Genomic DNA, 22604 nt, shown 5'->3' with positions numbered 1-22604 from the left:
TTCGCTATATGAAAAAATGCTCACGGATAGATTCCGGGACGGCGAATTAACCAAGCATCAAGGTTAATGAGAGATTTTCAATGCAGTGTTCATGCGTCCCGTGTTCCGGAGTCTGGCGTTGCGTCGACAGAGCGTTTTAAGCAGCAAGCTGCGTTATCTGCCCAAAAACTGGATCTCACCCGCGATCTTCGGTATCTGCGGGTGGCTCGCGTTCCCCAGCATCGTTTCGCATGCGGACCTTGCCGCCATGCTTGCCGGCCTTGATGAGAGCCGCGAAAACTGGCGCATGGTGATGACCAATTCGCCGGCCGGCTCCATCCATCAGGCGGAACTCACCTTCGCCGATCCAATCGTTACCGGCACGGTCGCAGCCGGCGCCGGCATGGTTCTGCCCGATGGCCGCAAGATCGCCTTCGTCGCCGAAGGGAAGGGGCATGAGGACACCACCGATGAAGAACGCGTCAATCGCAGCCTGAAGAAGGGCCGCGTCGTCGCCGTCGAGAAGATGCAGCCACCGAAGGATTTTTCCGCCGGCTCCATCCTCCAGCGCACCAAGCTGCTGTTCGAACCCAGCTTCAATCTCAAGGACAAGTCGGCTTTCGTGAAGCCGAAGATCAAGGGCAAGGAAATCGAGATCGCCACCGCCTTCTATAAGAAGGAGCCGGTCAAGCCGGAAACCGTGGTGCCGACCTTCCTCGCCGACCTCGTCAACAACAACAAGCCGGATGTGCTGGCAACCGCCTATGCGCCGGCAGCACCCGACTATTCGCGCCAGTCGCCCTTCGATTCGATCCTCACCGACAAGAGCGCCAATGACGGCCGCTTCGTGCCGCAGATCGGCGCCAGGGATCATGCCTGGGCCGCCAGCATTCTTCCGCCGGCGGTGTTTTCGGCCGCCGAGCAGCAGTGCCTGGCTTCCGGCATCTATTTCGAAGCGCGCGGCGAATCGGTGAAGGGGCAGGCGGCCGTTGCCCAGGTGATCCTCAACCGCGTCCGCAATCCCGCCTATCCGAAAACCATCTGCGGCGTCGTCTATCAGAACGAAGACTGGCGAAACCGCTGCCAGTTCTCCTTTGCCTGCGACAATATCAAGGACCGCGTGAACTCGCAATATCACTGGCGCATGGCCCGCGAAGTGGCGATGGCGGTGACAGCAGGCAAGATCTGGCTGCCGCAGGTTGGCTCCGCCACGCACTACCATGCCGTCTATGTCCGTCCGAAATGGGCAAAGACCATGGAGAAGGTCGGCCGCATCGGTCTGCATGTCTTCTATCGCACCTATGGCGGCGGCTGGAGCTGACTGGAAGCTGCCTAAGCTGTGGATTCTCTGCAGCTTGCAGCGCCTATAAAGCGGATTCTCCCGCTCGAATTTTGCCAGGCCGCCTAAATTGAGATCAAGTATTTGATCTCACTCGATTATTTTATGTCTGAGCGCAGGCGCCCTATGCCTTGACTATACCAATCCCTAAAACTATGTTGCGCGCGACTTCAGAACGGGCCGAAAGGTTCTATATTCCATGTCTCTGACGTCCACAGGACCGGGGTAGCGGGATTGGGGATAGAGGCATAGGAGGAGGAACCATGTCGGATGACCGGGAAGAAAGTCTGGACAGGCGCCGCGCGCAGCTGGGAGCAGAGCTCAAGGCAAAGCGTGTAGAGGCGAGAGAGGAACAGGCGAGCGAGGCCCGCGCCGAGGAAAGCCGTAAAGGCTATGCCCAGGCGATGAAGCTTTCGAGCGAATTCATCTCCGCTATCATTGTCGGTGCTCTGCTTGGCTATCTCCTCGACCGTTTTGTCGGCACGGCGCCTTGGGGGTTGATTATTCTTCTGCTTCTCGGATTTTGTGCCGGTGTTTTGAATGTTCTCCGTGCCGCAGGCAAGGTTGCAAAACCCGAGCCCGGAAACGGAAACGGCAGCAAATAGGGCAGGGCGCGCCAGCGCTCCGCTCATTATGATGATCCCGCGCCCGCGGGCCAAAGAAGAGAGAACAAGCGGTGTCTAACGATCCGACTCATCAGTTCCTGATCCAGAAGATTGTGCCGATCGAAGTCGGCGGGATTGATTTCTCGTTCACCAATGCCTCGCTCTTTATGGTGGCCTCGGCAGCTGTTGCTGCGGGCTTCCTGTATTTCTCGACGTCGAACCGCGCCATCGTTCCTGGCCGCTCGCAGTCCGTCGCGGAAATGTCCTACGAATTCATCGCTTCGATGCTGAAGGAAGGCGCCGGAACCAAGGGAATGAAGTTCTTCCCGCTGGTCTTCTCGCTGTTCATGTTCGTGCTGACGGCAAACCTGCTCGGCATGTTCCCATACTTCTTCACCATTACCAGCCAGATCATCGTCACCTTCGCGCTGGCGCTTCTCGTCATCGGCACGGTCCTGGTCTACGGCTTCTATAAGCACGGCTTTGGCTTTCTTAATGTCTTCGTGCCTCAAGGCGTCCCCGGCATTCTTCTGCCGCTGGTCGTGACGATCGAAATCATCTCGTTCCTGTCTCGTCCGATTTCGCTCTCGGTTCGTCTCTTCGCCAACATGCTCGCTGGCCATATCACGCTCAAGGTGTTCGCAGGCTTCGTCGCCTCGCTCGGAGCCCTTGGTGCACTCGGTATCGGCGGTGCCATTCTTCCTCTCATCATGACCGTCGCCCTGACCGGTCTCGAGTTCCTCGTCGCCTTCCTCCAGGCTTACGTCTTCGCGGTACTGACTTGCATGTACCTCAACGACGCGATCCATCCCGGCGGGCACTAAGGATAACGACATCGACGTCAAAGGGCGTCAGTCATTCGCCGCAACAACCATCTCAAGGAGTTCAACATGGAAGCGGAAGCAGCAAAGTTCATCGGTGCAGGCCTGGCTTGCTTTGGTATGGCCGGTACGGCTCTCGGCCTCGGCAACATCTTCGGCAGCTACCTGTCCGGCGCTCTGCGCAACCCGTCTGCCGCTGACAGCCAGTTCGGCCGTCTGGTTTTCGGCTTCGCCGTTACGGAAGCTCTGGGCATCTTCTCGCTGCTCGTCGCTCTCCTCCTGCTCTTCGCCGTTTAATTTCGGTGGATTGAAGGATCACGGCCTGCAGACCGCAAGCCGTGATCCTTTGCATTTGCAGTACACCTGGAGGTGAGCATGTTTTTTGTGACCCCGGCCTATGCTGAAGAAGCTCCGGCGGGAACGGCAGAAACGGGTGCAGCCACCGGTACGGATCCGCACGCCGCTCCGGCTGCTGGCGAGGTCCATACCGAAACCGGCGTTGCCGGTGGCGAGCATCATGGCGGCGTTTTCCCGCCGTTCGATACGTCGACCTACGCATCCCAGCTGCTTTGGCTGGTGATTACGTTCGCTGTTTTCTTCGTGCTCATGCAAAAGGTCATCGCACCGCGCATCGGCGGCATCCTCGAGCAGCGCCATAACCGGCTTGCGCAGGATCTGGACGAGGCAGCACGCCTCAAGTCCGAAGCCGACGCAGCGGTCGCAACCTATGAAGGCGAACTCGCCGCAGCCCGCTCCAAGGCCAATCAGATCGGCACCGCCGCTCGCGATGCCGCTAAGCTCAAGGCTGAAGCCGACCGCCGCGCTGTCGAAGCAAGCCTTGCCGAAAAGCTGAAGGCTGCCGAAGGCCGCATCGCCGATATCAAGGCGAAGGCATTTGCAGACGTCGGCACGATCGCTGAGGAAACGGCTGTCGCCGTCGTTCAGCAGCTGATCGGTGGCACCGCTGCCAAGGCTGATGTTGCAGCGGCTGTCGCAGCCGCCAAGAAGGAGGGTTGATCGATGGAATTTGCTCTTGATGCAACTTTCTTCGCCTTTGTCGGCCTCGTTCTCTTCATCCTGCTGGTCGTCTACCTGAAGGTTCCGGGCATGATGGCAAAGTCGCTCGACGACCGCGCCGATCAGATCCGCAACGAACTGGCGGAAGCCAAGCGTCTGCGCGAAGAGGCCCAGCACCTGCTGGCCGAGTACCAGCGCAAGCGCAAGGAAGCCGAAGCCGAAGCTGCGAACATCGTCGCTGCCGCCGAACGCGAAGCAGAGATGCTGACCGCTGAAGCCAAGAAGAAGACCGAAGAGTTCGTTGCCAACCGCACCGCGCTTTCCGAGCAGAAGATCAAGCAGGCAGAAGTCGAAGCGATGAAGGCTGTCCGTTCAGCCGCCGTCGATCTCGCCATCTCCGCTGCCGAGACCGTGCTGGCCCAGAAGGCCGAAGGCAAGGTCCAGGCCGATCTCTTCAAGACTGCCGTCGGCGAAGTGAAGACCCGCCTGAACTAAGGTTCGGTCGATAGGATTTGAAAAGCCCCGCTATCGTGCGGGGCTTTTTGTTTTTTGGGTGGTGGTCGGGCGGTGATTGCCGCGAAATGGTGGATAACTGTGCCCCTAGCCCCCTCATCCGGCCCTTCGGGCCACCTTCTCCCCGAGGGGAGAAGGGACGGGAGCCGCAGCGTCCACTTCCACTCTCCCCTCGGGGAGAGGGTAGGGTGAGGGGGCCAGTTCGCAGATGGAATCGAACCTTGGTAGCTACGTCGAGCGTTGAACTTGGGCTGGTTTGCGGAAGCAAAATGCAACGGGTGGTGTAAACTCAGTCCGCACCGCACCCTCAATCCCCAAGCATCTCCTGCGTCACCGCAAGCTCCGCCCCATCCTTCCTGAGCGGCCTGAACGTCATCCGGTGCAGCGAACACGGGCCGTGCTGCTCGATCCCCGCGCGGTGCTGGGCCGTGCCGTAGCCGGCATGGGCGGCAAAGCCGTAGTCGGGGAAGACGAGGTGGGCGCGGGTCATCATCCGGTCGCGGGTGACCTTGGCGACGATCGAGGCGGCGGCGATCGAGACGGAGCGCGCGTCGCCCTTGACCACCGCCTGGCCAGGGCAGTCGAGCCCCTGGGGCACGTCGAGACCATCGGTCAGCACATAGGCGGCGGGAATGGAAAGGCCGCAGATGGCCCGGCGCATCGCGTCGAGGCTCGCCTTGCGGATATCGGTACCGTCGATGCGGGTGGCGCTCGACGAGGCGATCGAGACCGTCGCCGTCGCCAGGATCTGCACGAACAGCTCCTCGCGTTTGGCCGCCGAGAGCTGCTTGGAATCGTTCAGCCCCGCGGGGATGCGTTTGGGATCGAGGATGACGGCGGCAGCCACCACCGGACCAGCCAGAGGCCCGCGGCCGGCCTCATCGGCGCCGGCAACAGGCCAGTGACCGGCCTTGCGGGCCTTCTGCTCCAGCTTGAAATCCGGAGTGAGCGGGACGTCTTCGAAAAGCAGAGGAGAATCGGGTGGCGTGCGACGTTTCATGCGGCTGAACCTCGCACGCCAACCCGATTTCCTGCAAGCCCCCGGAACAGGGCGGCGGGCCGGGGGCTAGGACCGCGAAGGGGCAGGGGACCCATTCGCGGCGTGCAAGAGACCAGGGCGGCGGTCTCCTGCGGTAATTCCTCAGCAGGCATCGTCTGCCTGCTGTTCGAAACGGACGCGCCGTTTCTCCTCGCGCCCGTGCCAGCGGGCGGGAAGTCTCAGAGCAGCGACAGCTGCACGCCGCTACCATCGGGCGGCACGAAGAGATCGTCGCGCAGCGGCATGCTGCGCCTGACCATGCCGAGCCGCTTGGTGGTCATCTCGAAGCGCCGGGCAATCTGCCAGGCATAGGGGCCGGCACCCTTCATGCGCTTGCCGAAATCGGCGTCGTAATCCTTGCCGCCGCGCATCGAGCGCACCAGCGACATGACGTGGCGGTAGCGATCCGGGTAATGCTGCAGCAGCCAGTCGCGAAACAGCGGCGAGACCTCCAGCGGCAGCCGCAGGATGACGTAGCCCGCCTCGCGCGCGCCGGCGGCATGCGCGGCATCGAGAATGCGTTCGATCTCGTGGTCGTTCAGCGCCGGGATCACAGGCGCCGCCATGACGGAGGTCGGGATGCCGGCCTCGCTCAGAGCATGGATCGCTTCCAGCCGCCGCGGCGGAGTCGAGGCGCGCGGCTCCATGGTCCGGGCAAGCTTTCGGTCAAGCGTCGTCACCGAAAGCGAGGCGCGCACCAGACCGCGTTCCGCCATGCTCTTCAGGATATCGATATCGCGCATGATCATCGCCGACTTGGTGACGATCGAGACAGGATGATTGGCCTTGTCGAGCACCTCGAGGATCTGCCGCATGATGCGCCATTCCTTCTCGATCGGTTGATAGGGATCGGTATTGGTGCCGATCGCGATCACCCGTGGCTTGTAGCCCGGCTTGGCGAGTTCGCGCTCCAGAAGCTTGGCGGCATCCGGCTTGGCAAACAGTTTGGCCTCGAAATCAAGCCCCGCCGAGAGCCCCATATAGGCGTGGCTCGGCCGGGCGAAGCAATAGATGCAGCCATGCTCGCAGCCGCGATAGGGGTTGATCGACCGGTCGAAGGGAATGTCGGGCGACTCGTTGCGGGTGATCGCCGTGCGCGGCTTTTCGATCTGCACTTCGGTCTTGAAAGGCGGCAGTTCTTCCAGCGTCTGCCAGCCGTCGTCGAAGGCCTCGCGGCTCTGCGGCTCGAACCGACCGCCGGGATTGAGCCCGGCACCGCGTCCGCGGCGGCGTTCGGCATCCACGCGCAGGCCAGACTGGGCGATCAGCGCTTCGGCAATATCTGCCGTGTTGGCAGGCGCGAATGCGGCCTGCCCTGCAAGGGACTGTTCGTTCATCGGATTCTCCCGCAGCGGAGGCGTTGCCTTCGCCCGTTCTTGATGATTAAATTCCTAATCAGAAAATGAGAACAATGCAAGAACAAAATGAGGAACGTCGCGCTGGCAAAGTTTTGTGCGGCGCATTATAAATAGGCAATGTTGACAGTTGTTCTCGAGTGCCAGGATCAGGAACCGGAGCTGGCGCAGACGTTATCGGTCCTGGTCGCAGGCGCGGTCGAAGGCCTCGTTAGCGATGTCGTGGTGCTCGACCATGGCTCGCGCGACGGTACCTCGCGGGTGGCGGACGCGGCCGGTTGCCGCTTTCATTCTGAGTGGGATATCAATGACATATTGCGCTCGGCGCGTGGCGAATGGCTGCTCTTCGTCGAGCCCGGCGCGCGCCCGCAGGCGGGCTGGATCGACGAGATCGCCGAGTATGTGGCGCTGAACAGATTGCCCGCCCGCTTCACCGCCTCGCGCGCCTATCGCCGTCCGCTGCTGCAGCGTCTCGGCCGCTCGGTGCCACCGCTGGAGCTTGCCTATCTTGTCCCCAAGAACCAGGCGATCGCCTCGGCAAAGAGCGGCATGCGGCTGTCGGAATTTCCCAAGGGACAGAAGCTCAGGCAGCTCTCCAGTGAATTGATTCCTTCCTGGGTGGCGCGGGCCGCTCGCTAGAATCAGCCGCCGCGTTTCAGATGCTCGTCGAGCCGCGGCATGATCTCCACGAAATTGCAGGGCATGTGCCGGTAGTCGAGCTGCGCCTTCAATATCCCGTCCCAGGCATCCTTGCAGGCGCCGGGAGAGCCCGGCAGCACGAAGATGAAGGTGGCATTGGCAACGCCTGCGGTGGCGCGTGACTGGATCGTCGAGGTGCCGATCTTGTCGTAGGAGATGCGGTGGAAAACTTCCGAGAAGCCGTCCATGCGCTTCTCGAACAGAGGCTCCAGCGCCTCGGGCGTCACGTCGCGGCCGGTAAAGCCGGTACCGCCGGTGGTGATGACGACGTCGATCCCATCCGTCTCCGTCCAGGCCTTTACGCGCGCTGCGATCGCCTGTCTGTCATCCTGCACGATGGCGCGGTCGATGAGCTTGTGACCAGCCTCGGCGACGCGGGCGGCGAGCGTATCGCCCGACTTGTCGTTCTCTAGGCTGCGGGTATCCGAGACGGTCAGCACGGCGATGCCGACGGGGATGAACGGGCGGTTTTCGTCTATGCCAGGCATGTCACTCTCCCGCGGCTGTTTCCGTTGCCTGGAAATACCAGTCCGGCCGCAGCCTGTGAAGCTGCTGGGCCGCCGTCTCTGCCGCCTGAAAGGACGGGAAGATGCCAAAGCAGGTGGCACCCGACCCCGACATCCGCACGAGCCCTGCGCCGCTCTCCGCAAGCAGCGCGGAGATCTCGGCGATTTCAGGCGTCAGGCTGCGTGCCGGCGGCTCCAGATCGTTGCGGTTGGCGGCAATCGCCGCCATCCAGTCTCCGGCCGCAAGATCGAGCGGCCGATTGTTCTTCTCGGTCAGCAGCCGGAAGATCTGAGGCGTCGAGACGGCCTTCAGCGGATTGGCCAATACCAGGAACAGCCTGGGGAGGGCGACGCGCTCGATCTCCTCGCCGATGCCGCGGGCAATCAGCGGTCGGCTTTCCAGGCACATCGGCACATCGGCACCAAGCTGAAGGGCGAGCGCCGAAAGGATATCGGGTGGCACGCGCACATTCCAGAAGCGCTGCAAGCCGCGCAGTGCCGCAGCCGCATCCGCAGAGCCGCCGCCGATCCCCGAGGCGATAGGCAGGTTCTTCTCGAGATGGATGGAAACCGCAGGCGCGTGGCCACCCCGGGCGAAAGCCGCCTGGCGCAGGAGGTCGCGCGCCCTCAGTACCAGATTGCTGCCCGGCTCGCCGCCGAGGTCAGCGGCAAAGCGCCCGCCCAAGGTAAAGCCGTCTCTATCGGCAGAAGTAAAGCTGAGCCGGTCGCCGTGCGCCGTGAAGGTCACCAGCATGTCGAGCAGATGGTAGCCATCGTCTCTCTGGCCCGTCACATGCAGGGCCAGATTGATTTTCGCAGGCGCGTCTTCAGTCACCGCGCAACGGCGGCTCTCCGCATCCGGCATCCGTTATCAGGACTTCTTATCGACGGGCGGCGGGGTCACCGGCGCCGGGTCAGGCTGCTTCTTGTCGGCAGACTTGGCGTCGTCGTTCTCGGGCTTCAGGCCGTTGGCGATCTTGTCCTTGATCTTGGGGATCTCGGCTTCCTCGGGCTGCGAGTTCAGCGCCCGGTTCCACTGATAGACGGCCTCAAGCTTGCGGCCGACATGCCAGTAGGCATCACCAAGGTGATCGTTGATCGTCGCGTCGCCAGCCTTGATTTCAGCGGCCTTCTCCAGCTCACCAACGGCGTCGTCGAAACGGTTGAGGCGGTAGTAGGCCCAGCCGAGCGAGTCGATGATGTAGCCGTCGTCAGGGCGCAGATCGACGGCCTTCTTGATCATCGTCAGGCCTTCGTCGAGGTTCTTGTTCATGTCGATCCAGGAATAGCCCAGATAGTTCAGAACCTGCGGCTGGTCCGGATTGAGTTCCAGCGCCTTGCGGAAATTCGGCTCGGCCTGATCCCACTTCTTCAGCCGCTCATAGGCGATGCCGCGCTGGAAGAACACGGTCCAGTCGGAGCGGCCCGGCAGCGCGCCGATTGCCTCGACGGCCTTGTCGTAATTGGCTGCCATCGCCGGATAGTCCTTGGCGTCCGAAAGCACGCTGCCATAGGCGAGGTAGCTGCGGATATCGCTCGGGTCGGAGGTGATCAGCTGCTGCAGATGCTTGCGGGCCTCGTCGACCTTGCCGCCCTGGGCGAGCGCCAGGCCGAGCTGCAGTTCCGAGATGCGGCGCATCGGCGAATCCGCCGGAACCTTCTGGTAGAACTCGATGGCGCGGTCCATCTGTTCCTGCTTCTCTGCAATGCCGCCGAGCAGAACCAGCGTATCGGGGCTGTCGGGATCAAGCGCATTGGCGGTCTGCAGGTAGAGCGAAACGATGTCTTCGGCGCCATCGCGGTTCAATGCAGCGCCGACGGAGAAGAGCACGGCGGCAGCACCCTGTGCAGCGTTCTCGACCTGCTGCTTCGGCTTTTCGCCGCTTTCGATGCTCTGGCGCAGCGCCTTCAGCGGCGCGTAGTTCGGCAGCAAATTGTCGCCGACGGAAATGGCGTCCAGTGCCTTCTGCTTGTTGCCCTGCGATGCCTCAAGGCGGGCCAGCGCCATGATCGAGCGCATGAAGGTATCGGGCGCCGTGGCGCCGCCATCCTTGTCGAGCACTGCGTCGTTCAGATGCTTGCGAGCGGAGGCGATATTGCCGTTGACGATGGCGATCGCGCCGGCATGGTAGTTCTGGAAGATGCGGAACCAGTCCGGTCCCTTCATCTTCTCGACCATCGCCAGCGCTTCCTTGCCGCGTCCGGCGCCAAGGCGCGACCAGGCCGACAGCAGGTCGTTCATCATCCGGTCCAGATCGTTCGGACCATCATATTTCAGGATCGCTTCGGCGCCCTTGTAGTCGCCGCGGCTGACGGCATCCATGCTGCGCACGACGGTGGTCACGCGCTCGATGCTCGGGTCGAGCTTCAGCTCGTTGGCGTATTTGACGCCTTCCTTGAAGTCGCCGCTGAGCAGCAGCGAGATCATCAGCCGCTGGCGGATCTCCGGATTGCCCGGCTCGATCTGCAGCGCCTTCTTATAGAGCTCGATTGCCGTCTTGTAGTCGTGATCGACATCGGCGGTGCGGGCAGCAAGGAAGGCACCGGAGAAGGTGGAAACCGTATCCGGATCGAACATCACGGTCGGGCTGGCTTCTTCCGTCTTCGCCGCGTCTTCGGCATGCGCGCCACTCAATGCGCCGAGCGAAAGGACAGCTACAAGGGCTGCGCTCGAAAGAAGACGGATGGCAAATCTCTGCCGCATTAGAAAACCTCTCTTCAATGCAGCCGGCAAAGCTCCGGCCGCGAAATCAGTGGCAATGACTGATTCACAACAGGATGGCTTTTTTGAAGCGGCCCTGCAACAAAATCAGCCCGCGATCAAAGACCTTTGATTAGTTGACGCGCTCGATGCAGAAGTCGATGACTTCCATCATGGCCGATTTCCATGGCGTATCCGGAAGCGGCGCCAAGGCGTCGCGCGCGATCGTGCCATAGTGGACCGCCCGGGCGATCGTATCGTTCAGCGTGCCATATTTGGTGATCAGGCCGAGTGCCTTTTCGAGGTTCGCATCGGTGCTGTTGCCGCCCTCGATCGCATCGCGCCAGAAGGCGCGCTCTTCCTGCGTGCCGCGGCGGTAGGCGAGGATAACAGGGAGGGTGATCTTGCCCTCGCGGAAATCGTCACCGACATTCTTGCCGAGATCGGCAGCCTTGCCGCCGTAATCCAGCGCGTCATCGACCAGCTGGAAGGCGAGGCCGAGATTCATGCCGTAGGACTTCATCGCGTTGCGGCCGGACTTGCCGGCTTCGGCCACGATCGGGCCGACTTCGGCGGCAGCGGCAAAGAGAGCCGCCGTCTTGGCGCGGATGACCGAGAGATAGTCGTCCTCGGTGGTTTCCATGTTCTTGGCGACGGAAAGCTGCAGCACTTCGCCCTCGGCGATGACGCAGGCAGCCGAGGAGAGAACGTCGAGCGCATCGAGCGAGCCGACATCGACCATCATGCGGAAAGCCTGGCCGAGCAGGAAGTCGCCGACCAGAACGCTGGCTTGGTTGCCCCAGATGGTGCGGGCCGTGGACTTGCCGCGGCGCAGATCGCTTTCGTCCACCACGTCGTCATGCAAGAGCGTTGCCGTGTGCATGAATTCGACCGAGGTCGCGAGCTTGATGTGGTTTTCGCCCTTGTAGCCGAACAGGCAGGACGATGCGAGCGTCAGCATCGGGCGCAGACGCTTGCCGCCGGAGGAGATCAGGTGGTTGGCAACCTCCGGGATCATCTGTACGTCGGAACCGGCCTTCGAAAGGATAAGCTGATTCACCCGATCCATATCCGCCTTTGTCAAATCGACCAGCGGCTTGACGGATGCCAGTTTGTTTTTGCTTTCTTCAAGCGGTATGACCACGCCCAACGACCCGGACTCCTGTTCACTCATTGAGTTCGACAATAGAAAGGGGCGGGAGAAGCGGCAAGGGGTGAATTGTCGCGTAGCGCAAATTTGAAACGGAATTGACCGCAAATGCATGAACTTATCCGCGCCAACGATCCCGTCCTGCTCTCTTTTGCGGAGAGCCTGTTAAAGGACGCCGGAATTCACTGCTTCGTGGCCGATCAGGGCATGAGCATTCTGGAAGGTTCGCTCGGCATGCTGCCGCGCCGCCTGCTGGTTGACGACGAGCGCGCCGCCCAGGCCCGCCGCATCCTCACCGATGCCGGTCTGGCCGACGAGCTGCGCGCGGAAAAGTGAGCCGATGACGCCAGCGGTTTCCGAAACGATCGATGCCTTCCATCGCGGCGGCTTCCATATCGTCCAGCCGAAGGGCCGGGGGCACCGCTCGGGCATGGATGCCATGCTGCTCGCCGCTCTGGTTGCCGACGACAGGATTATCAAGGTCGCCGATCTCGGCGCGGGCGCCGGTGCGGCCGGTCTTGCGGTTGCGTCGAGACTGCCGAAGGCGCAAGCCGTGCTGTTCGAGCGTTCGTCCGAGATGGCCGATTATGCGAGGCGCAGCATGGCGCTGCCCGACAATGCCCATATGGCGGGCCGTGTCTCTGTGGTCGAAGCCGATGTGACGCTGACCGCCAAGGCCCGCAACGACGCCGGGCTGCTCGACGAGGTCTTTCACCACGTCATCATGAACCCGCCCTTCAACGATGCAGGCGACCGCAAGACGCCGGATGCCCTGAAGGCGGAAGCGCATGCGATGACATCAGGCCTGTTCGAAAGCTGGATCCGCACCGCCGGCGCCATCATGATCCCCGGCGGCCAGTTGTCGCTGATCGCCCGCCCGGAATCGATCGCCGAGATCATCGCCGCCTGCGGCCGCCGCTTCGGCGGCATCGAGATCACCGCCATCCATCCGCGCCAGGGCGAAAACGCGGTCCGCATCCTGGTGACCGCGATCAAGGGTTCGCGGGCGCGGCTGTCGCTGCGCGCGCCGCTCATCATGCACGAACAGGGGAGCCACAAGTTCTCCCCTCTCGTCGATGATTTCAACAATGGCCGCGCGGCCTATGAGCGGCTTTAGGCGATCACGAAGTCCAGCAGCAGCTTGACGTTCAGCCCGGCGATGACGACGGCGATCAGATAGGCGATCGCCGAGAGCCAGCGGGGCGCCACGAGTTCGCCCATCTTCGCCTTGCTGGCGGTGAACATCACCAACGGGAAGACAGCGAAGGAGAGCTGCAGGCTGAGCACCACCTGCGTCAGGATCAGCAGTTCCGCCGTCCCCGCATCGCCGTACCAGATGGTGACGAAGGCGGCCGGGATGATGGCGATCGCCCGGGTGATGAGACGGCGCACCCATGGCTGCACCTTCATCTTGATGAAGCCTTCCATGACGATCTGGCCCGCAAGCGTTGCCGTCACCGTCGAATTCAGGCCGCAGCAGAGCAGGGCGATACCGAACAGCGTCGGGGCAATCGCAAGACCGAGCAGCGGCGCGAGCAGCGAATGCGCTTCGCCGAGTTCCACCACGTCAGTCTGCCCGTTGGCATTGAAGGCGGCGGCGGCCAGGATCAGGATCGAGGCATTGATCAGCAGCGCGAAACACAGCGCAACTGTCGAGTCGATCGTTGCGAAGGTCAGCGCCTCGCGCTTCTCCGGCAGCGTGTGGCCGAAGTCGCGGGTCTGCACGATGCCGGAATGCAGGTAGAGATTATGCGGCATCACCGTGGCGCCGAGAATGCCGAGCGCCAGATAGAGCATCTCCGGATTGGTGACGATCTCGGTGGTGGGGAAGAAGCCGGTCAGCACGGCGCCCCACTGCGGATCGGCGAGCAGGATCTGTACGCCGAAGCAGACGGCAATGACGCCGAGCAGGGTGATGATGAAGGCCTCGACCCAGCGGAAGCCCATTTTCTGCAGATAGAGAATGAGGAAGACGTCGAGCGCGGTGATCAGCACGCCGAGTTCCAGCGGCACGCCGAAGATCAGGTTGAGGCCGATCGCTGTGCCGATCACCTCGGCAATATCGGTGGCGATGATGGCGATTTCCGCGAATGCCCAGAGTGGAATGGAAACCCACTTCGGAAACGCATCGCGGCAGGCCTGCGCCAGATCGCGGCCGGAAGCGATGGCAAGACGCGCGCAAAGCGATTGCAGCACGATCGCCATCAGGTTCGACAGCAGCGCCACCGTCAGCAGCGCATAGCCGAACTTTGAGCCGCCGGCGAGCGACGTCGCCCAGTTGCCGGGGTCCATATAGCCGACCGCGACCATGTAGCCCGGACCGGCGAAGGCGGCGATCCTGCGGAGTTTCGATCCGTCGCGTCTCGTGTTGACGCTGCGATAGACGTCGGAGAGCGAAGCCTCCTCGCGGTCGAACCGCCAGCCGCCTTTTCTCTGCGGATTCAAAACATCCATGTCATTTCCACCTGTTTCCTATTCTCGCACTATGACCGATTAGAATGATAATGCAAGTCATTCGCAACAGGAAATCGCAACAACGGTCATTCGCCTGCATTCCGGGTCTTTTCGGAACGCACCCATTGCGTTTGCCGTTCCGCTGCATACATGGATTGCGACGCCGAAACGCGAAGAAGGATTTGAAATGGCCGGATTTTTGAGAAAGCTGATGCCGAAGCGCTTCCGAAAGGAAGGGGTGGTTATTCCCGTCGTCAGGCTCCAGGGCGCCATCATGAGCGGCGGCAATCAGTTCCGCCCGGCACTCAATCTGGCCTCGGTCGCGCCGATGCTGGAAAAGGCTTTCTCCGTCAAGGATGCACCGGCTGTCGCGATCTCGATCAATTCGCCGGGCGGCTCGCCGGTCCAGTCGCGTCTCATCTTCACCCGCATCCGCGAGCTCGCCCGCGAGAAGCAGAAGAAGGTGCTTGTTTTCGTCGAGGATGTCGCGGCCTCCGGCGGCTACATGATCGCGCTGGCGGGTGACGAGATCATCGCCGACCCGACCTCCATCGTCGGCTCGATCGGCGTCGTCTCCGGTGGTTTCGGCTTTCCGGAACTCCTGAAGAAGATCGGTGTCGAGCGCCGCGTCTATACCGCCGGCGAGAACAAGGTGATCCTCGATCCCTTCCAGCCGGAGAAGGAAAAGGACATCGAGTACCTGAAGACCCTGCAGCTCGAGATCCATCAGGTCTTCATCGCGATGGTGCGAGAGCGCCGCGCCGGCAAGCTGAAGGATGACGAGACCGTCTTTTCCGGCCTGTTCTGGACCGGCACGCGCGGCCTCGAACTCGGTCTGATCGACGGCCTTGGTGACATGCGGCAGGAGCTGAAGAAGCGCTACGGCCACAAGACCAAGCTGGAACTCGTCACCGCCGCCCGCGGTCTCTTCGGCCGCCGCGTTCCCGGCATCTCCAGCATGTCGCTCGATGGTGCGGCATCCGGTCTCGCGACGGGACTTGTCGAAGCAGCCGAAGAAAAGGCATTGTGGAGCCGGTTCGGACTATAAGAAGGGGCGAACGAGGGGGCAATGGCGCAGCTTTTTACTATTATCATCCTGATATGCGCCGGCTGGTGGCTCTACCGCCGCTTTATTTCCGACGCCCAGCGCCTGCAGGAAAAATCCCGCCGGGCGGAAAAGGAACGCCAGACGGGCGCTGTCGGCACGCTGGTGAAGGACCCGGTGACGGGAGAATACCGGGTGAAGCGGGAGGAGGAGTAGGCGCGCTAGCGTCTCTCTTTGACGCGTGCGGCCCAATCCGAGCCGGCATAGCCGACTGCCAGGATCAAGACGGACTTGTCCGCATCGTCAACCGTAAAGCAGATGACCGCCTTTTCGGCAGCGGGAAAACGCGAAGGCCGGGCTGCACTTCGTCTCGCGGCGAGGCCTTGTGCGGGAAGTCGGTCAGTCCCTTGGTCACCCGCTCGATTTCAGAAAGCTTGCGGTTCGCAATCTGCGTTCCAGCATAGTCCTCGATCAGTGTGAAAATATTGAAGAGGTCGTCGCTCGCGCCTGGATGATACCGCAGGCGGTAACGCTCGCTCATCGCGCAGGCCTGGAGTTGAGACGCTTGCGGACGCGCTCGAAAAGATCGTCGTCCTCCATGTTGATAAACTGATCCCGCGGCAATTCCATCCGCCGCCGGATCTCATCCGCCATCCCGGCAACCGGATCGCTGTCGCTCTCCTCCAGCCGCAGCCGGGCGAGCCCTTCGCCGATCACATCCGAGACGCTCGGAAAGCGTCCCGCTTCCACGAGTTCTTCTGCAAAGCGAAGGTCTTCATCCGATAGCGTCACGGTCGTCTTGACGTTCATGGCCTGCATCCGTTCGAAACCATTGCGATCATACGTTATCTATTGACCCTTGTCCCCCGCCGTGGCACCTGTCCCGGCAAAATAAGCAACCGGTGACTTCTAATGTCTGCATCGATCCCCGACCATATGAACCCCAAGCGCTCCTTCCAGGCGCTGATCCTCACCCTGCATAATTACTGGGCGGACAAGGGTTGTGCGGTCTTGCAGCCCTACGACATGGAAGTCGGCGCCGGTACCTTCCATCCGGCAACCACGCTGCGCGCGCTCGGCCCGAAGCCGTGGAAGGCCGCCTATGTGCAGCCGTCGCGCCGCCCGTCCGATGGCCGCTACGGTGAAAACCCGAACCGCCTGCAGCACTACTACCAGTATCAGGTCATCCTGAAGCCGAACCCGCCGAACCTGCAGGAGCTTTATCTCGGCTCGCTGGCCGCGATCGGCCTCGATCCGCTGCTGCACGATATCCGTTTCGTCGAGGACGACTGGGAAAGCCCGACGCTGGGCGCCTGGGGTCTCGGCTGGGAGTGCTGGTGCGACGGCATGGAAGTCTCGCAGTTCACCTATTTCCAGCAGGTTTGCGGCCTCGAATGCTCGCCGGTCGCGGGCGAGCTGACCTATGGTCTCGAACGTCTCGCCATGTATGTCCAAGGCGTCGACAACGTCTACGACCTGAACTTCAACGGCCGCGATGGCGACGAGAAGATCAGCTATGGCGACGTCTTCCTGCAGGCCGAGCAGGAATATTCCCGCCACAATTTCGAATTCGCCAATACCGAGATGCTGCATCGCCACTTCATCGATGCCGAAAAGGAATGCCAGGCGCTTCTCGCCGCCGGCGCGCCCGGCGACAGCGACAATCACCGCCTCCACAAATGCGTCTTCCCGGCCTACGATCAGTGCATCAAGGCGTCTCACGTCTTCAACCTGCTCGACGCCCGCGGCGTGATCTCGGTCACCGAACGCCAAGGCTACATCCTGCGCGTCCGCACGCTGGCCAAGGCCTGCGGCGAGGCGTTTCTGCTGACGGATGCCGGTGGCGTGAACCTAGCGAAAGACGCCGCGTAAATCACCGCTTTGGGGAGCTCACGATCGCGCGTGAGTTCCCGGATGACAATTCTTCGCAACATGCATAGTCTCCCCGCAACTCTATTTCCGTTGCGGGGGATTCTTGATGTACATAATACTTGGCCTGATCGTCCTGATCGCCCTCTATGCCATTTTCATCTATAATGGCCTCGTCCGCGCCCGGCAGATGGCCGAAGAAGCTTGGTCCGGCATCGATGTGCAACTGAAGCGCCGTGCCGATCTGATCCCGAACCTGATCGAGACGGTCAAGGGCTACGCCACCCACGAAAAGAGCACGCTGGAAGAGGTCGTCGCGCTGCGTAACAAGGCGCAGGCGGTTCCCGCAGGCGATGTCGCCGGCAGGGCGCAGGCGGAAGGGTTGCTCGGGGCAGCGCTCGGCCGGGTTATCGCGCTTGCCGAAGCCTATCCGGATCTGGAGGCGAACACGAATTTCGCCGAGCTGCAGACCTCGCTGGAGACGATGGAAAGCGAAATCCAGATGGCCCGCCGCTACTATAACGGTGCCGCGCGTGATCTGAACGTCAAGGTCGAGAGCTTCCCCTCCAATCTGGTTGCCGGTCAGTTCGGTTTCCAGAAGAAGGAATACTTCGAGATCACCAACGAGGCCGATCGCGCCGTCCCGACGGTCAAATTCTGACGTTTGTCTTTGCGCAAAAGCTGCTATGAGCAGGCCGGTCACGGCTTAAGCGTAATGGACGGAATACAATCGTCATGGGTACAGACAAGAAACTCACCATCATCCCGGTCAAGGCGCCGCTCGAAGGCCGCGCGGTGCCTCCCGGTTCCAAGTCGATCACCAACCGGGCGCTGCTGCTTGCCGGTCTTGCCAAGGGTACCAGCCGGCTGACCGGCGCGCTGAAAAGCGACGATACCCGTTATATGGCCGAAGCCCTGCGCGCCATGGGTGTTCAGATCGACGAGCCCGATGACACCAGCTTCGTCGTCACTGGCAACGGCAAGCTGCTGGCGCCGAAGGAACCGCTGTTTCTCGGCAACGCCGGAACCGCCACCCGCTTTCTGACGGCTGCCGCCGCGCTCGTCGATGGCACTGTTGTCGTCGATGGCGACCAGCACATGCGCAAGCGGCCGATCGGCCCGCTGGTCGATGCGCTGCGCACGCTCGGCATCGATGCCAGCACGGCAACGGGTTGCCCGCCGGTGACCGTCAACGGCACCGGCACGTTCGATGCTACCCGCATCGAGATCGATGGCGGTCTGTCCAGCCAGTATGTCTCGGCCCTCTTGATGATGGCGGCGGGCGGCGACAAGCCCGTCACGATCGAGCTGCTCGGCGAGGATATCGGCGCCGTTGGCTATATCGACCTCACGACCTCGGCCATGCGCGCCTTCGGCGCCAAGGTCGAGAAGACCAGCGACGTCACCTGGCACGTCGAGCCGACCGGCTACACCGCCGCCGACTACGTCATCGAGCCGGACGCCTCGGCCGCGACCTATTTCTGGGCCGCCGAAGTGCTGACCTCGGGCAAGATCGATCTCGGCGTTCCCAATGCCGCCTTCACGCAGCCGGATGCCAAGGCCTACGACGTGATCGCAACGTTCCCGAACCTGCCGGCCGAGATCGACGGCTCGCAGATGCAGGATGCGGTGCCGACGCTCGCCGTTCTCGCGGCCTTCAACAATACGCCGGTCCGCTTCGTCGGCATCGCCAATCTGCGCGTCAAGGAATGCGATCGTATCCGCGCGCTATCGACCGGTCTGACGCAGATCCGAGCCGGTCTGGCACGCGAGGAAGGCGACGACCTGATCGTCAATGCCGATCCGAAGCTTGCCGGTCAGCACCTGCCGGCGTCGATCGATACCTTCGCCGATCATCGCATCGCCATGAGCTTCGCGCTGGCCGGGCTGAAGATCGACGGCATCACCATTCTGGATCCGGATTGCGTCGGCAAGACGGTTCCCGCCTATTGGCGCATGCTGGCAGCACTCGGCGTTACCTACGCCAACGAAAGTTGAGATAGCAAAGCGGCATCCGCCGCGATCGGGGAGGGGTGGAATGATCCTGCGGTCTTTGGGCGTGTGCCTGGCGTTGTTGATGGCGCTGACGGTGCGCACGGCACTCGGCGCGGAGATCATCTCCTCCTTCAATTCCGATATCCGGCTCGAAAAGAGCGGGGCGATGACGGTGGCCGAGACCATCACCGTCAATGCCGAAGGCAATCGCATCCGCCGCGGCATCTTCCGCGATTTCCCGCTGACCTTCACCGATGAGAATGGCCGCCTCCGTAGCGTCGATTTCGACGTCGTCTCGGTGACCCGTGACGGCAATGACGAGCCCTGGAAGACCGAATCGATCTCCGGCGGCATCCGCATCTATGCCGGTTCGGAAGACGTGATGCTTTCGCCCGGCCGCCATCAATATGTCTTCACGTACCGCACGAACCGGCAGATCCGCTATTTCGCCGATCATGACGAACTCTATTGGAACGTCACCGGTAACGGCTGGATCTTTCCGATCATGGCCGCCACCGCGACGGTCAATCTGCCTGATGGCGTCAGCGCCACCGATACAAATGTTTTCACCGGCCCGCTCGGCGCCAAGGACAAGAATGCTCGCGTCTCCGGCACCAGCAGGCGCCCGGTCTTTTCCACGACGCAGCCGCTGAACGCCGAGGAGGGACTGACGATCGCCGTCAAGTTTCCCAAGGGCGCCATCGATCCGCCGAGCGAATCCGATCAGAACATGTGGTGGCTGAAGGATAACCGCGATTACTTCATCGGCTTCGGCGGCCTCATCCTGGTCTTCCTCTATTACACCCGCTCCTGGCTGAGGGTCGGGCGCGATCCGGCCCGCGGTGTCGTCGTGCCGCGCTGGGATGCGCCTGACAATATCTCGCCTGCGTTGGTGAACTACATCGATAACAAGGGCTTCTCCGGCCAGGGCTGGACGGCGCTGTCGGCGAGTGCGTTGAACCTTGCGGTGCGCGGCTTCGTCGTGCTTGAGGATCTCAAGCAATCGATCGTCATCCGTCGCACCGACAAGCCTAATGTCGGCCAAAAATTCGAGGCGGGCGAGGCGAGCCTGCTGAACGCCGTCGGCAGCCGCGGATCGCTCACCATCGACAAGGCCAATGGCGAGCGGGTGAAATCCGTCGGCCAGAATTTCCGCTCGGCGATCGAGCGCGAACATCGCGGTAAATATTACAACGCCAATACCGGTTACGTGACGGGCGGCGTCGTGCTCAGCGTCGCGGTACTGATCATCCTCTTCGTCTTCGGCTCGCTGCAGCCGGATACGATCGCGCTGATGATCATCCCGATCGCCGTCGTCGCCTTCCTCTCGCTCTTCGTCGCCGGTTTCGCAAAATCTTTCCGGCGCGGCCATTCGCTCGGCTCGAAGATCATGTCGGTCGTGGCGATCGGCATCGGCGGTTTCATCGGCTTCAGCATCGTTTCGTCGTTGGCGCTGGCTCTCTTCTCGTCGCTGATGGAGCTTCACGAAACGCCGATGCTCTTCGCCGTCGGCGGCATCGTCTTCCTCAACATGCTCTACGTCTTCATTATGGGCGCCCCGACCATGCTCGGCGCCAAGATGATGGATGGCATCGATGGTCTCCGGCAGTATCTGACGCTCGCCGAGAAAGACCGGATGAACATGGCGGGCGTGCCGGAAATGTCGCCGCAGCATTTCGAAAAGCTCTTGCCCTATGCGGTGGCGCTCGGGGTCGAAAAGCCCTGGAGCCGGACCTTCGAGACCTGGCTGGCCGCCGCCGCAGCCGGTGCTGCCGCCGCCTATGCGCCCACCTGGTATTCCGGCAATTTCAACAGCGGCAGTTTTTCGGATCGCATCGGCGGCTTCTCGTCGTCGATGGCCTCCACCATTGCCTCGACCATCCCGAGCCCACCGCCTTCGAGCTCGTCCTCGGGCTTCTCCGGCGGTGGCGGCTCGTCCGGTGGCGGCGGAGGCGGCGGTGGTGGGGGAGGGTGGTAGAGTCGTTTAGGTTCTACCGCGTGGCCCCCTCATCCGCCCTTCGGGCACCTTCTCCCCGAGGGGAGAAGGGATCGGCAACGTTGCGGCAACTCCCCTTCTCCCCAGCGGGGAGAAGGTGCCCGAAGGGCGGATGAGGGGGCTACACGGCACATAGGAGCCTATTAATCACCCCAACACTTGACCTTTCGCCCCGCTCCGCTTAACCGCCAAGCGGAAAACGGAAAGGGATCGCGCATGAAGGTTCTGTTGATCGGTTCGGGCGGCCGCGAGCATGCTCTCGCCTGGAAGCTGGCGCAATCGCCACTGCTGACGGAACTCCATGCGGCACCCGGCAATCCCGGCATTGCCGAGCACGCGGTCCTCGCTCCCATCAATACCGAAGACCAGGACGCGGTCATCGCCTTCTGCCGCGACAAGGCGATCGATTTCGTCGTCGTTGGCCCCGAAGCACCCCTGGTCGCCGGATTGGCCGATACGCTCCGCGCTGCCGGTTTCAAGGTTTTCGGCCCGTCCGGGGCGGCTGCGCAGCTCGAGGGTTCCAAGGGTTTCACCAAGGATATCTGCGCCCGCTACGATATACCGACCGGCGCCTATCAGCGCTTCAACAATGCGCCCAAGGCCAAGGCCTATATCCGTGAGCAGGGCGCCCCGATCGTCGTCAAGGCCGATGGTCTGGCGGCAGGCAAGGGCGTTACCGTGGCGATGACCGTCGATGAGGCGCTTGCCGCCGTCGACGACTGTTTCGAAGGTGCTTTCGGTGCTGCCGGTGCCGAAGTCGTAGTTGAGGCCTATCTCGATGGCGAGGAAGCCAGCTTCTTCTGCCTCTCGGATGGCAAGCATGCGCTGGCGCTGGCAACGGCACAGGATCACAAGCGCGTCGGCGAGGGCGATACCGGCATCAATACCGGCGGCATGGGTGCCTATTCTCCGGCACCTGTGATGACCGAAGAGATGGTCGAGCGCACGATGAAGGAAATCATCGAGCCAACCATGCGCGGCATGGCCGAAAGCGGCTATCCGTTCCAGGGCGTCTTCTTCGCCGGCCTGATGATCACCGCCAAGGGCCCGGAATTGATCGAATACAACGTCCGTTTCGGCGATCCGGAATGCCAGGTGCTGATGATGCGCCTGAAGAGCGATCTGCTGCCGTTGCTGCTGGCCTGCGCCGACGGCACGCTGGATCAGGCAAGTGCCGAATGGAGCGACGATCCGGCGCTCACGGTTGTGATGGCCTCGAAGGGCTATCCGGGTTCCTATGACAAGAACACGCCGATCGCCTCAATCCCGGAAGCGGGCGAGGGGGCCAAGGTCTTCCATGCCGGCACGGCGCTGAAGGACGGCCAGCTGGTTGCCACCGGTGGCCGCGTACTCAACGTCACGGCAACGGGCACCAGCGTCAGCGATGCCAAGCGCCATGCCTATGCGCTGCTCGATCAGGTCGAGTGGGACAATGGTTTTTGCCGCCGTGATATCGGCTGGCGCGCAGTCGAGCGCGAAAATACTTAAGAGCTGGCCCGAAATCGGGTCAGTTCGCTAAAT

Annotated in this window: 25 protein-coding genes and 1 pseudogene; 16 read left to right on the top strand and 10 right to left on the bottom strand. The window is 62.1% G+C overall.

Features of this window, described 5'->3' with window-relative positions; translation table 11 throughout:
- Positions 1-118: 118 nt before the first annotated feature.
- From AC1DJO_RS08400 to AC1DJO_RS08375, 6 genes are all read left to right on the top strand, one after another.
- The gene (locus AC1DJO_RS08400) at positions 119-1300 is read left to right on the top strand and encodes a cell wall hydrolase (protein ID WP_477969848.1); all 1182 of its coding nucleotides are present in this window, start codon (positions 119-121) and stop codon (positions 1298-1300) included.
- A 281-nt stretch (positions 1301-1581) separates the two neighbouring features.
- Positions 1582-1923, top strand: coding sequence for an AtpZ/AtpI family protein (locus tag AC1DJO_RS08395; RefSeq protein WP_112390548.1), 342 nt, complete (start codon positions 1582-1584; stop codon positions 1921-1923).
- A gap of 71 nt (positions 1924-1994) precedes the next feature.
- Complete coding sequence (locus tag AC1DJO_RS08390; RefSeq protein WP_112390547.1) at positions 1995-2747, top strand: F0F1 ATP synthase subunit A; 753 nt, start codon at positions 1995-1997, stop codon at positions 2745-2747.
- A gap of 66 nt (positions 2748-2813) precedes the next feature.
- Positions 2814-3041, top strand: a complete 228-nt coding sequence (locus AC1DJO_RS08385) for a F0F1 ATP synthase subunit C (RefSeq protein WP_003588243.1) — start codon at positions 2814-2816, stop codon at positions 3039-3041.
- 78 nt (positions 3042-3119) lie between these two features.
- Entirely contained in the window at positions 3120-3761 is a 642-nt protein-coding gene (locus tag AC1DJO_RS08380) for a F0F1 ATP synthase subunit B (protein WP_112390546.1), read from the top strand.
- Positions 3762-3764: 3 nt separating this feature from the next.
- Positions 3765-4256: a F0F1 ATP synthase subunit B gene (locus tag AC1DJO_RS08375; protein ID WP_112390545.1), complete on the top strand. Its 492-nt coding sequence runs from the start codon at positions 3765-3767 to the stop codon at positions 4254-4256.
- A 325-nt stretch (positions 4257-4581) separates the two neighbouring features.
- On the opposite strand, the gene AC1DJO_RS08370 is transcribed toward AC1DJO_RS08375, so the two are convergent.
- Both AC1DJO_RS08370 and AC1DJO_RS08365 read right to left on the bottom strand, forming a co-directional pair.
- Entirely contained in the window at positions 4582-5274 is a 693-nt protein-coding gene (locus AC1DJO_RS08370; protein WP_477969846.1) for a ribonuclease HII, read from the bottom strand.
- Positions 5275-5492: 218 nt separating this feature from the next.
- Positions 5493-6650: a PA0069 family radical SAM protein gene (locus AC1DJO_RS08365; protein WP_477969844.1), complete on the bottom strand. Its 1158-nt coding sequence runs from the start codon at positions 6648-6650 to the stop codon at positions 5493-5495.
- A gap of 138 nt (positions 6651-6788) precedes the next feature.
- On the opposite strand from AC1DJO_RS08365, the gene AC1DJO_RS08360 reads away from it, so the two are divergent.
- On the top strand, positions 6789-7307 hold the full coding sequence (locus AC1DJO_RS08360; protein WP_112390542.1) for a glycosyltransferase family 2 protein: 519 nt from the start codon (positions 6789-6791) through the stop codon (positions 7305-7307).
- A gap of 2 nt (positions 7308-7309) precedes the next feature.
- Here AC1DJO_RS08360 and moaB read toward each other — a convergent pair whose 3' ends face one another.
- The 4 genes from moaB to AC1DJO_RS08340 all read right to left on the bottom strand — a co-directional run bounded on the left by moaB (position 7310) and on the right by AC1DJO_RS08340 (position 11724).
- Positions 7310-7855, bottom strand: coding sequence for a molybdenum cofactor biosynthesis protein B (moaB, locus tag AC1DJO_RS08355; RefSeq protein ID WP_477969842.1), 546 nt, complete (start codon positions 7853-7855; stop codon positions 7310-7312).
- Position 7856: 1 nt separating this feature from the next.
- Entirely contained in the window at positions 7857-8738 is an 882-nt protein-coding gene (locus tag AC1DJO_RS08350) for a 4-(cytidine 5'-diphospho)-2-C-methyl-D-erythritol kinase (protein ID WP_477969840.1), read from the bottom strand.
- 6 nt (positions 8739-8744) lie between these two features.
- Positions 8745-10577 (bottom strand): tetratricopeptide repeat protein, encoded by a 1833-nt coding sequence (locus AC1DJO_RS08345; protein ID WP_477969838.1) that lies wholly within the window; start codon positions 10575-10577, stop codon positions 8745-8747.
- 130 nt (positions 10578-10707) lie between these two features.
- The gene (locus AC1DJO_RS08340; protein ID WP_112390538.1) at positions 10708-11724 is read right to left on the bottom strand and encodes a polyprenyl synthetase family protein; all 1017 of its coding nucleotides are present in this window, start codon (positions 11722-11724) and stop codon (positions 10708-10710) included.
- 108 nt (positions 11725-11832) lie between these two features.
- On the opposite strand from AC1DJO_RS08340, the gene AC1DJO_RS08335 reads away from it, so the two are divergent.
- Complete coding sequence (locus tag AC1DJO_RS08335) at positions 11833-12060, top strand: putative signal transducing protein (protein ID WP_112390537.1); 228 nt, start codon at positions 11833-11835, stop codon at positions 12058-12060.
- A gap of 4 nt (positions 12061-12064) precedes the next feature.
- Positions 12065-12841, top strand: coding sequence for a tRNA1(Val) (adenine(37)-N6)-methyltransferase (locus tag AC1DJO_RS08330; protein WP_477969836.1), 777 nt, complete (start codon positions 12065-12067; stop codon positions 12839-12841).
- Here the strand turns inward: AC1DJO_RS08330 and AC1DJO_RS08325 are convergent.
- Positions 12838-14178: an Nramp family divalent metal transporter gene (locus AC1DJO_RS08325; RefSeq protein WP_477969834.1), complete on the bottom strand. Its 1341-nt coding sequence runs from the start codon at positions 14176-14178 to the stop codon at positions 12838-12840. The two genes, AC1DJO_RS08330 and AC1DJO_RS08325, sit on opposite strands and share 4 nt — an antisense overlap.
- A gap of 187 nt (positions 14179-14365) precedes the next feature.
- Here AC1DJO_RS08325 and AC1DJO_RS08320 point away from each other — a divergent pair, with 187 nt between their 5' ends.
- Entirely contained in the window at positions 14366-15226 is an 861-nt protein-coding gene (locus AC1DJO_RS08320) for a S49 family peptidase (RefSeq protein WP_112538088.1), read from the top strand.
- A gap of 21 nt (positions 15227-15247) precedes the next feature.
- A complete protein-coding gene (locus AC1DJO_RS08315) occupies positions 15248-15439 on the top strand; it encodes a hypothetical protein (RefSeq protein ID WP_112390532.1) in 192 nt (63 codons plus the stop codon).
- 64 nt (positions 15440-15503) lie between these two features.
- On the opposite strand, the gene AC1DJO_RS08310 is transcribed toward AC1DJO_RS08315, so the two are convergent.
- Together AC1DJO_RS08310 and AC1DJO_RS08305 are read right to left on the bottom strand one after the other, a co-directional pair.
- Entirely contained in the window at positions 15504-15764 is a 261-nt protein-coding gene (locus AC1DJO_RS08310) for a type II toxin-antitoxin system RelE/ParE family toxin (protein WP_477969831.1), read from the bottom strand.
- Complete coding sequence (locus AC1DJO_RS08305) at positions 15761-16033, bottom strand: ribbon-helix-helix domain-containing protein (protein WP_477969829.1); 273 nt, start codon at positions 16031-16033, stop codon at positions 15761-15763. Before AC1DJO_RS08305 ends, AC1DJO_RS08310 begins: the two co-directional genes overlap by 4 nt.
- Positions 16034-16135: 102 nt before the next feature.
- Between AC1DJO_RS08305 and AC1DJO_RS08300 the strand changes: the two genes are divergently transcribed.
- The 4 genes from AC1DJO_RS08300 (at position 16136) to AC1DJO_RS08285 (ending at position 21065) form a co-directional block, all read left to right on the top strand.
- Positions 16136-17095, top strand: a complete 960-nt coding sequence (locus AC1DJO_RS08300) for a glycine--tRNA ligase subunit alpha (RefSeq protein ID WP_112390529.1) — start codon at positions 16136-16138, stop codon at positions 17093-17095.
- A 106-nt stretch (positions 17096-17201) separates the two neighbouring features.
- Positions 17202-17753, top strand: coding sequence for a LemA family protein (locus AC1DJO_RS08295; protein ID WP_477969827.1), 552 nt, complete (start codon positions 17202-17204; stop codon positions 17751-17753).
- Between the two features lie 74 nt (positions 17754-17827).
- Complete coding sequence (aroA, locus tag AC1DJO_RS08290) at positions 17828-19090, top strand: 3-phosphoshikimate 1-carboxyvinyltransferase (protein WP_477969825.1); 1263 nt, start codon at positions 17828-17830, stop codon at positions 19088-19090.
- A gap of 40 nt (positions 19091-19130) precedes the next feature.
- The gene (locus AC1DJO_RS08285) at positions 19131-21065 is read left to right on the top strand and encodes a DUF2207 domain-containing protein (protein ID WP_477969823.1); all 1935 of its coding nucleotides are present in this window, start codon (positions 19131-19133) and stop codon (positions 21063-21065) included.
- 22 nt (positions 21066-21087) lie between these two features.
- On the opposite strand, the pseudogene AC1DJO_RS08280 reads toward AC1DJO_RS08285, so the two are convergent.
- Positions 21088-21204: pseudogene (locus tag AC1DJO_RS08280) on the bottom strand (endonuclease domain-containing protein); the annotation flags it as partial.
- A 95-nt stretch (positions 21205-21299) separates the two neighbouring features.
- On the opposite strand from AC1DJO_RS08280, the gene purD reads away from it, so the two are divergent.
- The gene (gene purD / locus AC1DJO_RS08275) at positions 21300-22571 is read left to right on the top strand and encodes a phosphoribosylamine--glycine ligase (RefSeq protein WP_477969821.1); all 1272 of its coding nucleotides are present in this window, start codon (positions 21300-21302) and stop codon (positions 22569-22571) included.
- Positions 22572-22604: the final 33 nt, after the last annotated feature.

Source organism: Rhizobium sp. 05N430 (assembly GCF_056396985.1).
Note: the sequence above shows the minus strand (reverse complement) of the source record. Positions and strands in the feature narration are given on the sequence as shown.

Excerpts from the sequence above, each read along its gene's own strand:
- AC1DJO_RS08395 (WP_112390548.1), top strand. The coding sequence starts at position 1,582 with ATGTCGGATGACCGGGAAGAAAGTCTGGACAGGCGCCGCGCGCAGCTG.
- AC1DJO_RS08385 (WP_003588243.1), top strand. The coding sequence starts at position 2,814 with ATGGAAGCGGAAGCAGCAAAGTTCATCGGTGCAGGCCTGGCTTGCTTT.
- AC1DJO_RS08380 (WP_112390546.1), top strand. The coding sequence starts at position 3,120 with ATGTTTTTTGTGACCCCGGCCTATGCTGAAGAAGCTCCGGCGGGAACG.
- AC1DJO_RS08375 (WP_112390545.1), top strand. The coding sequence starts at position 3,765 with ATGGAATTTGCTCTTGATGCAACTTTCTTCGCCTTTGTCGGCCTCGTT.
- AC1DJO_RS08370 (WP_477969846.1), bottom strand. The coding sequence starts at position 5,274 with ATGAAACGTCGCACGCCACCCGATTCTCCTCTGCTTTTCGAAGACGTC.
- AC1DJO_RS08365 (WP_477969844.1), bottom strand. The coding sequence starts at position 6,650 with ATGAACGAACAGTCCCTTGCAGGGCAGGCCGCATTCGCGCCTGCCAAC.
- AC1DJO_RS08360 (WP_112390542.1), top strand. The coding sequence starts at position 6,789 with ATGTTGACAGTTGTTCTCGAGTGCCAGGATCAGGAACCGGAGCTGGCG.
- moaB (WP_477969842.1), bottom strand. The coding sequence starts at position 7,855 with ATGCCTGGCATAGACGAAAACCGCCCGTTCATCCCCGTCGGCATCGCC.
- AC1DJO_RS08350 (WP_477969840.1), bottom strand. The coding sequence starts at position 8,738 with ATGCCGGATGCGGAGAGCCGCCGTTGCGCGGTGACTGAAGACGCGCCT.
- AC1DJO_RS08345 (WP_477969838.1), bottom strand. The coding sequence starts at position 10,577 with ATGCGGCAGAGATTTGCCATCCGTCTTCTTTCGAGCGCAGCCCTTGTA.
- AC1DJO_RS08335 (WP_112390537.1), top strand. The coding sequence starts at position 11,833 with ATGCATGAACTTATCCGCGCCAACGATCCCGTCCTGCTCTCTTTTGCG.
- AC1DJO_RS08330 (WP_477969836.1), top strand. The coding sequence starts at position 12,065 with ATGACGCCAGCGGTTTCCGAAACGATCGATGCCTTCCATCGCGGCGGC.
- AC1DJO_RS08325 (WP_477969834.1), bottom strand. The coding sequence starts at position 14,178 with ATGGATGTTTTGAATCCGCAGAGAAAAGGCGGCTGGCGGTTCGACCGC.
- AC1DJO_RS08320 (WP_112538088.1), top strand. The coding sequence starts at position 14,366 with ATGGCCGGATTTTTGAGAAAGCTGATGCCGAAGCGCTTCCGAAAGGAA.
- AC1DJO_RS08315 (WP_112390532.1), top strand. The coding sequence starts at position 15,248 with ATGGCGCAGCTTTTTACTATTATCATCCTGATATGCGCCGGCTGGTGG.
- AC1DJO_RS08310 (WP_477969831.1), bottom strand. The coding sequence starts at position 15,764 with ATGAGCGAGCGTTACCGCCTGCGGTATCATCCAGGCGCGAGCGACGAC.
- AC1DJO_RS08305 (WP_477969829.1), bottom strand. The coding sequence starts at position 16,033 with ATGAACGTCAAGACGACCGTGACGCTATCGGATGAAGACCTTCGCTTT.
- AC1DJO_RS08300 (WP_112390529.1), top strand. The coding sequence starts at position 16,136 with ATGTCTGCATCGATCCCCGACCATATGAACCCCAAGCGCTCCTTCCAG.
- AC1DJO_RS08295 (WP_477969827.1), top strand. The coding sequence starts at position 17,202 with ATGTACATAATACTTGGCCTGATCGTCCTGATCGCCCTCTATGCCATT.
- aroA (WP_477969825.1), top strand. The coding sequence starts at position 17,828 with ATGGGTACAGACAAGAAACTCACCATCATCCCGGTCAAGGCGCCGCTC.
- AC1DJO_RS08285 (WP_477969823.1), top strand. The coding sequence starts at position 19,131 with ATGATCCTGCGGTCTTTGGGCGTGTGCCTGGCGTTGTTGATGGCGCTG.
- purD (WP_477969821.1), top strand. The coding sequence starts at position 21,300 with ATGAAGGTTCTGTTGATCGGTTCGGGCGGCCGCGAGCATGCTCTCGCC.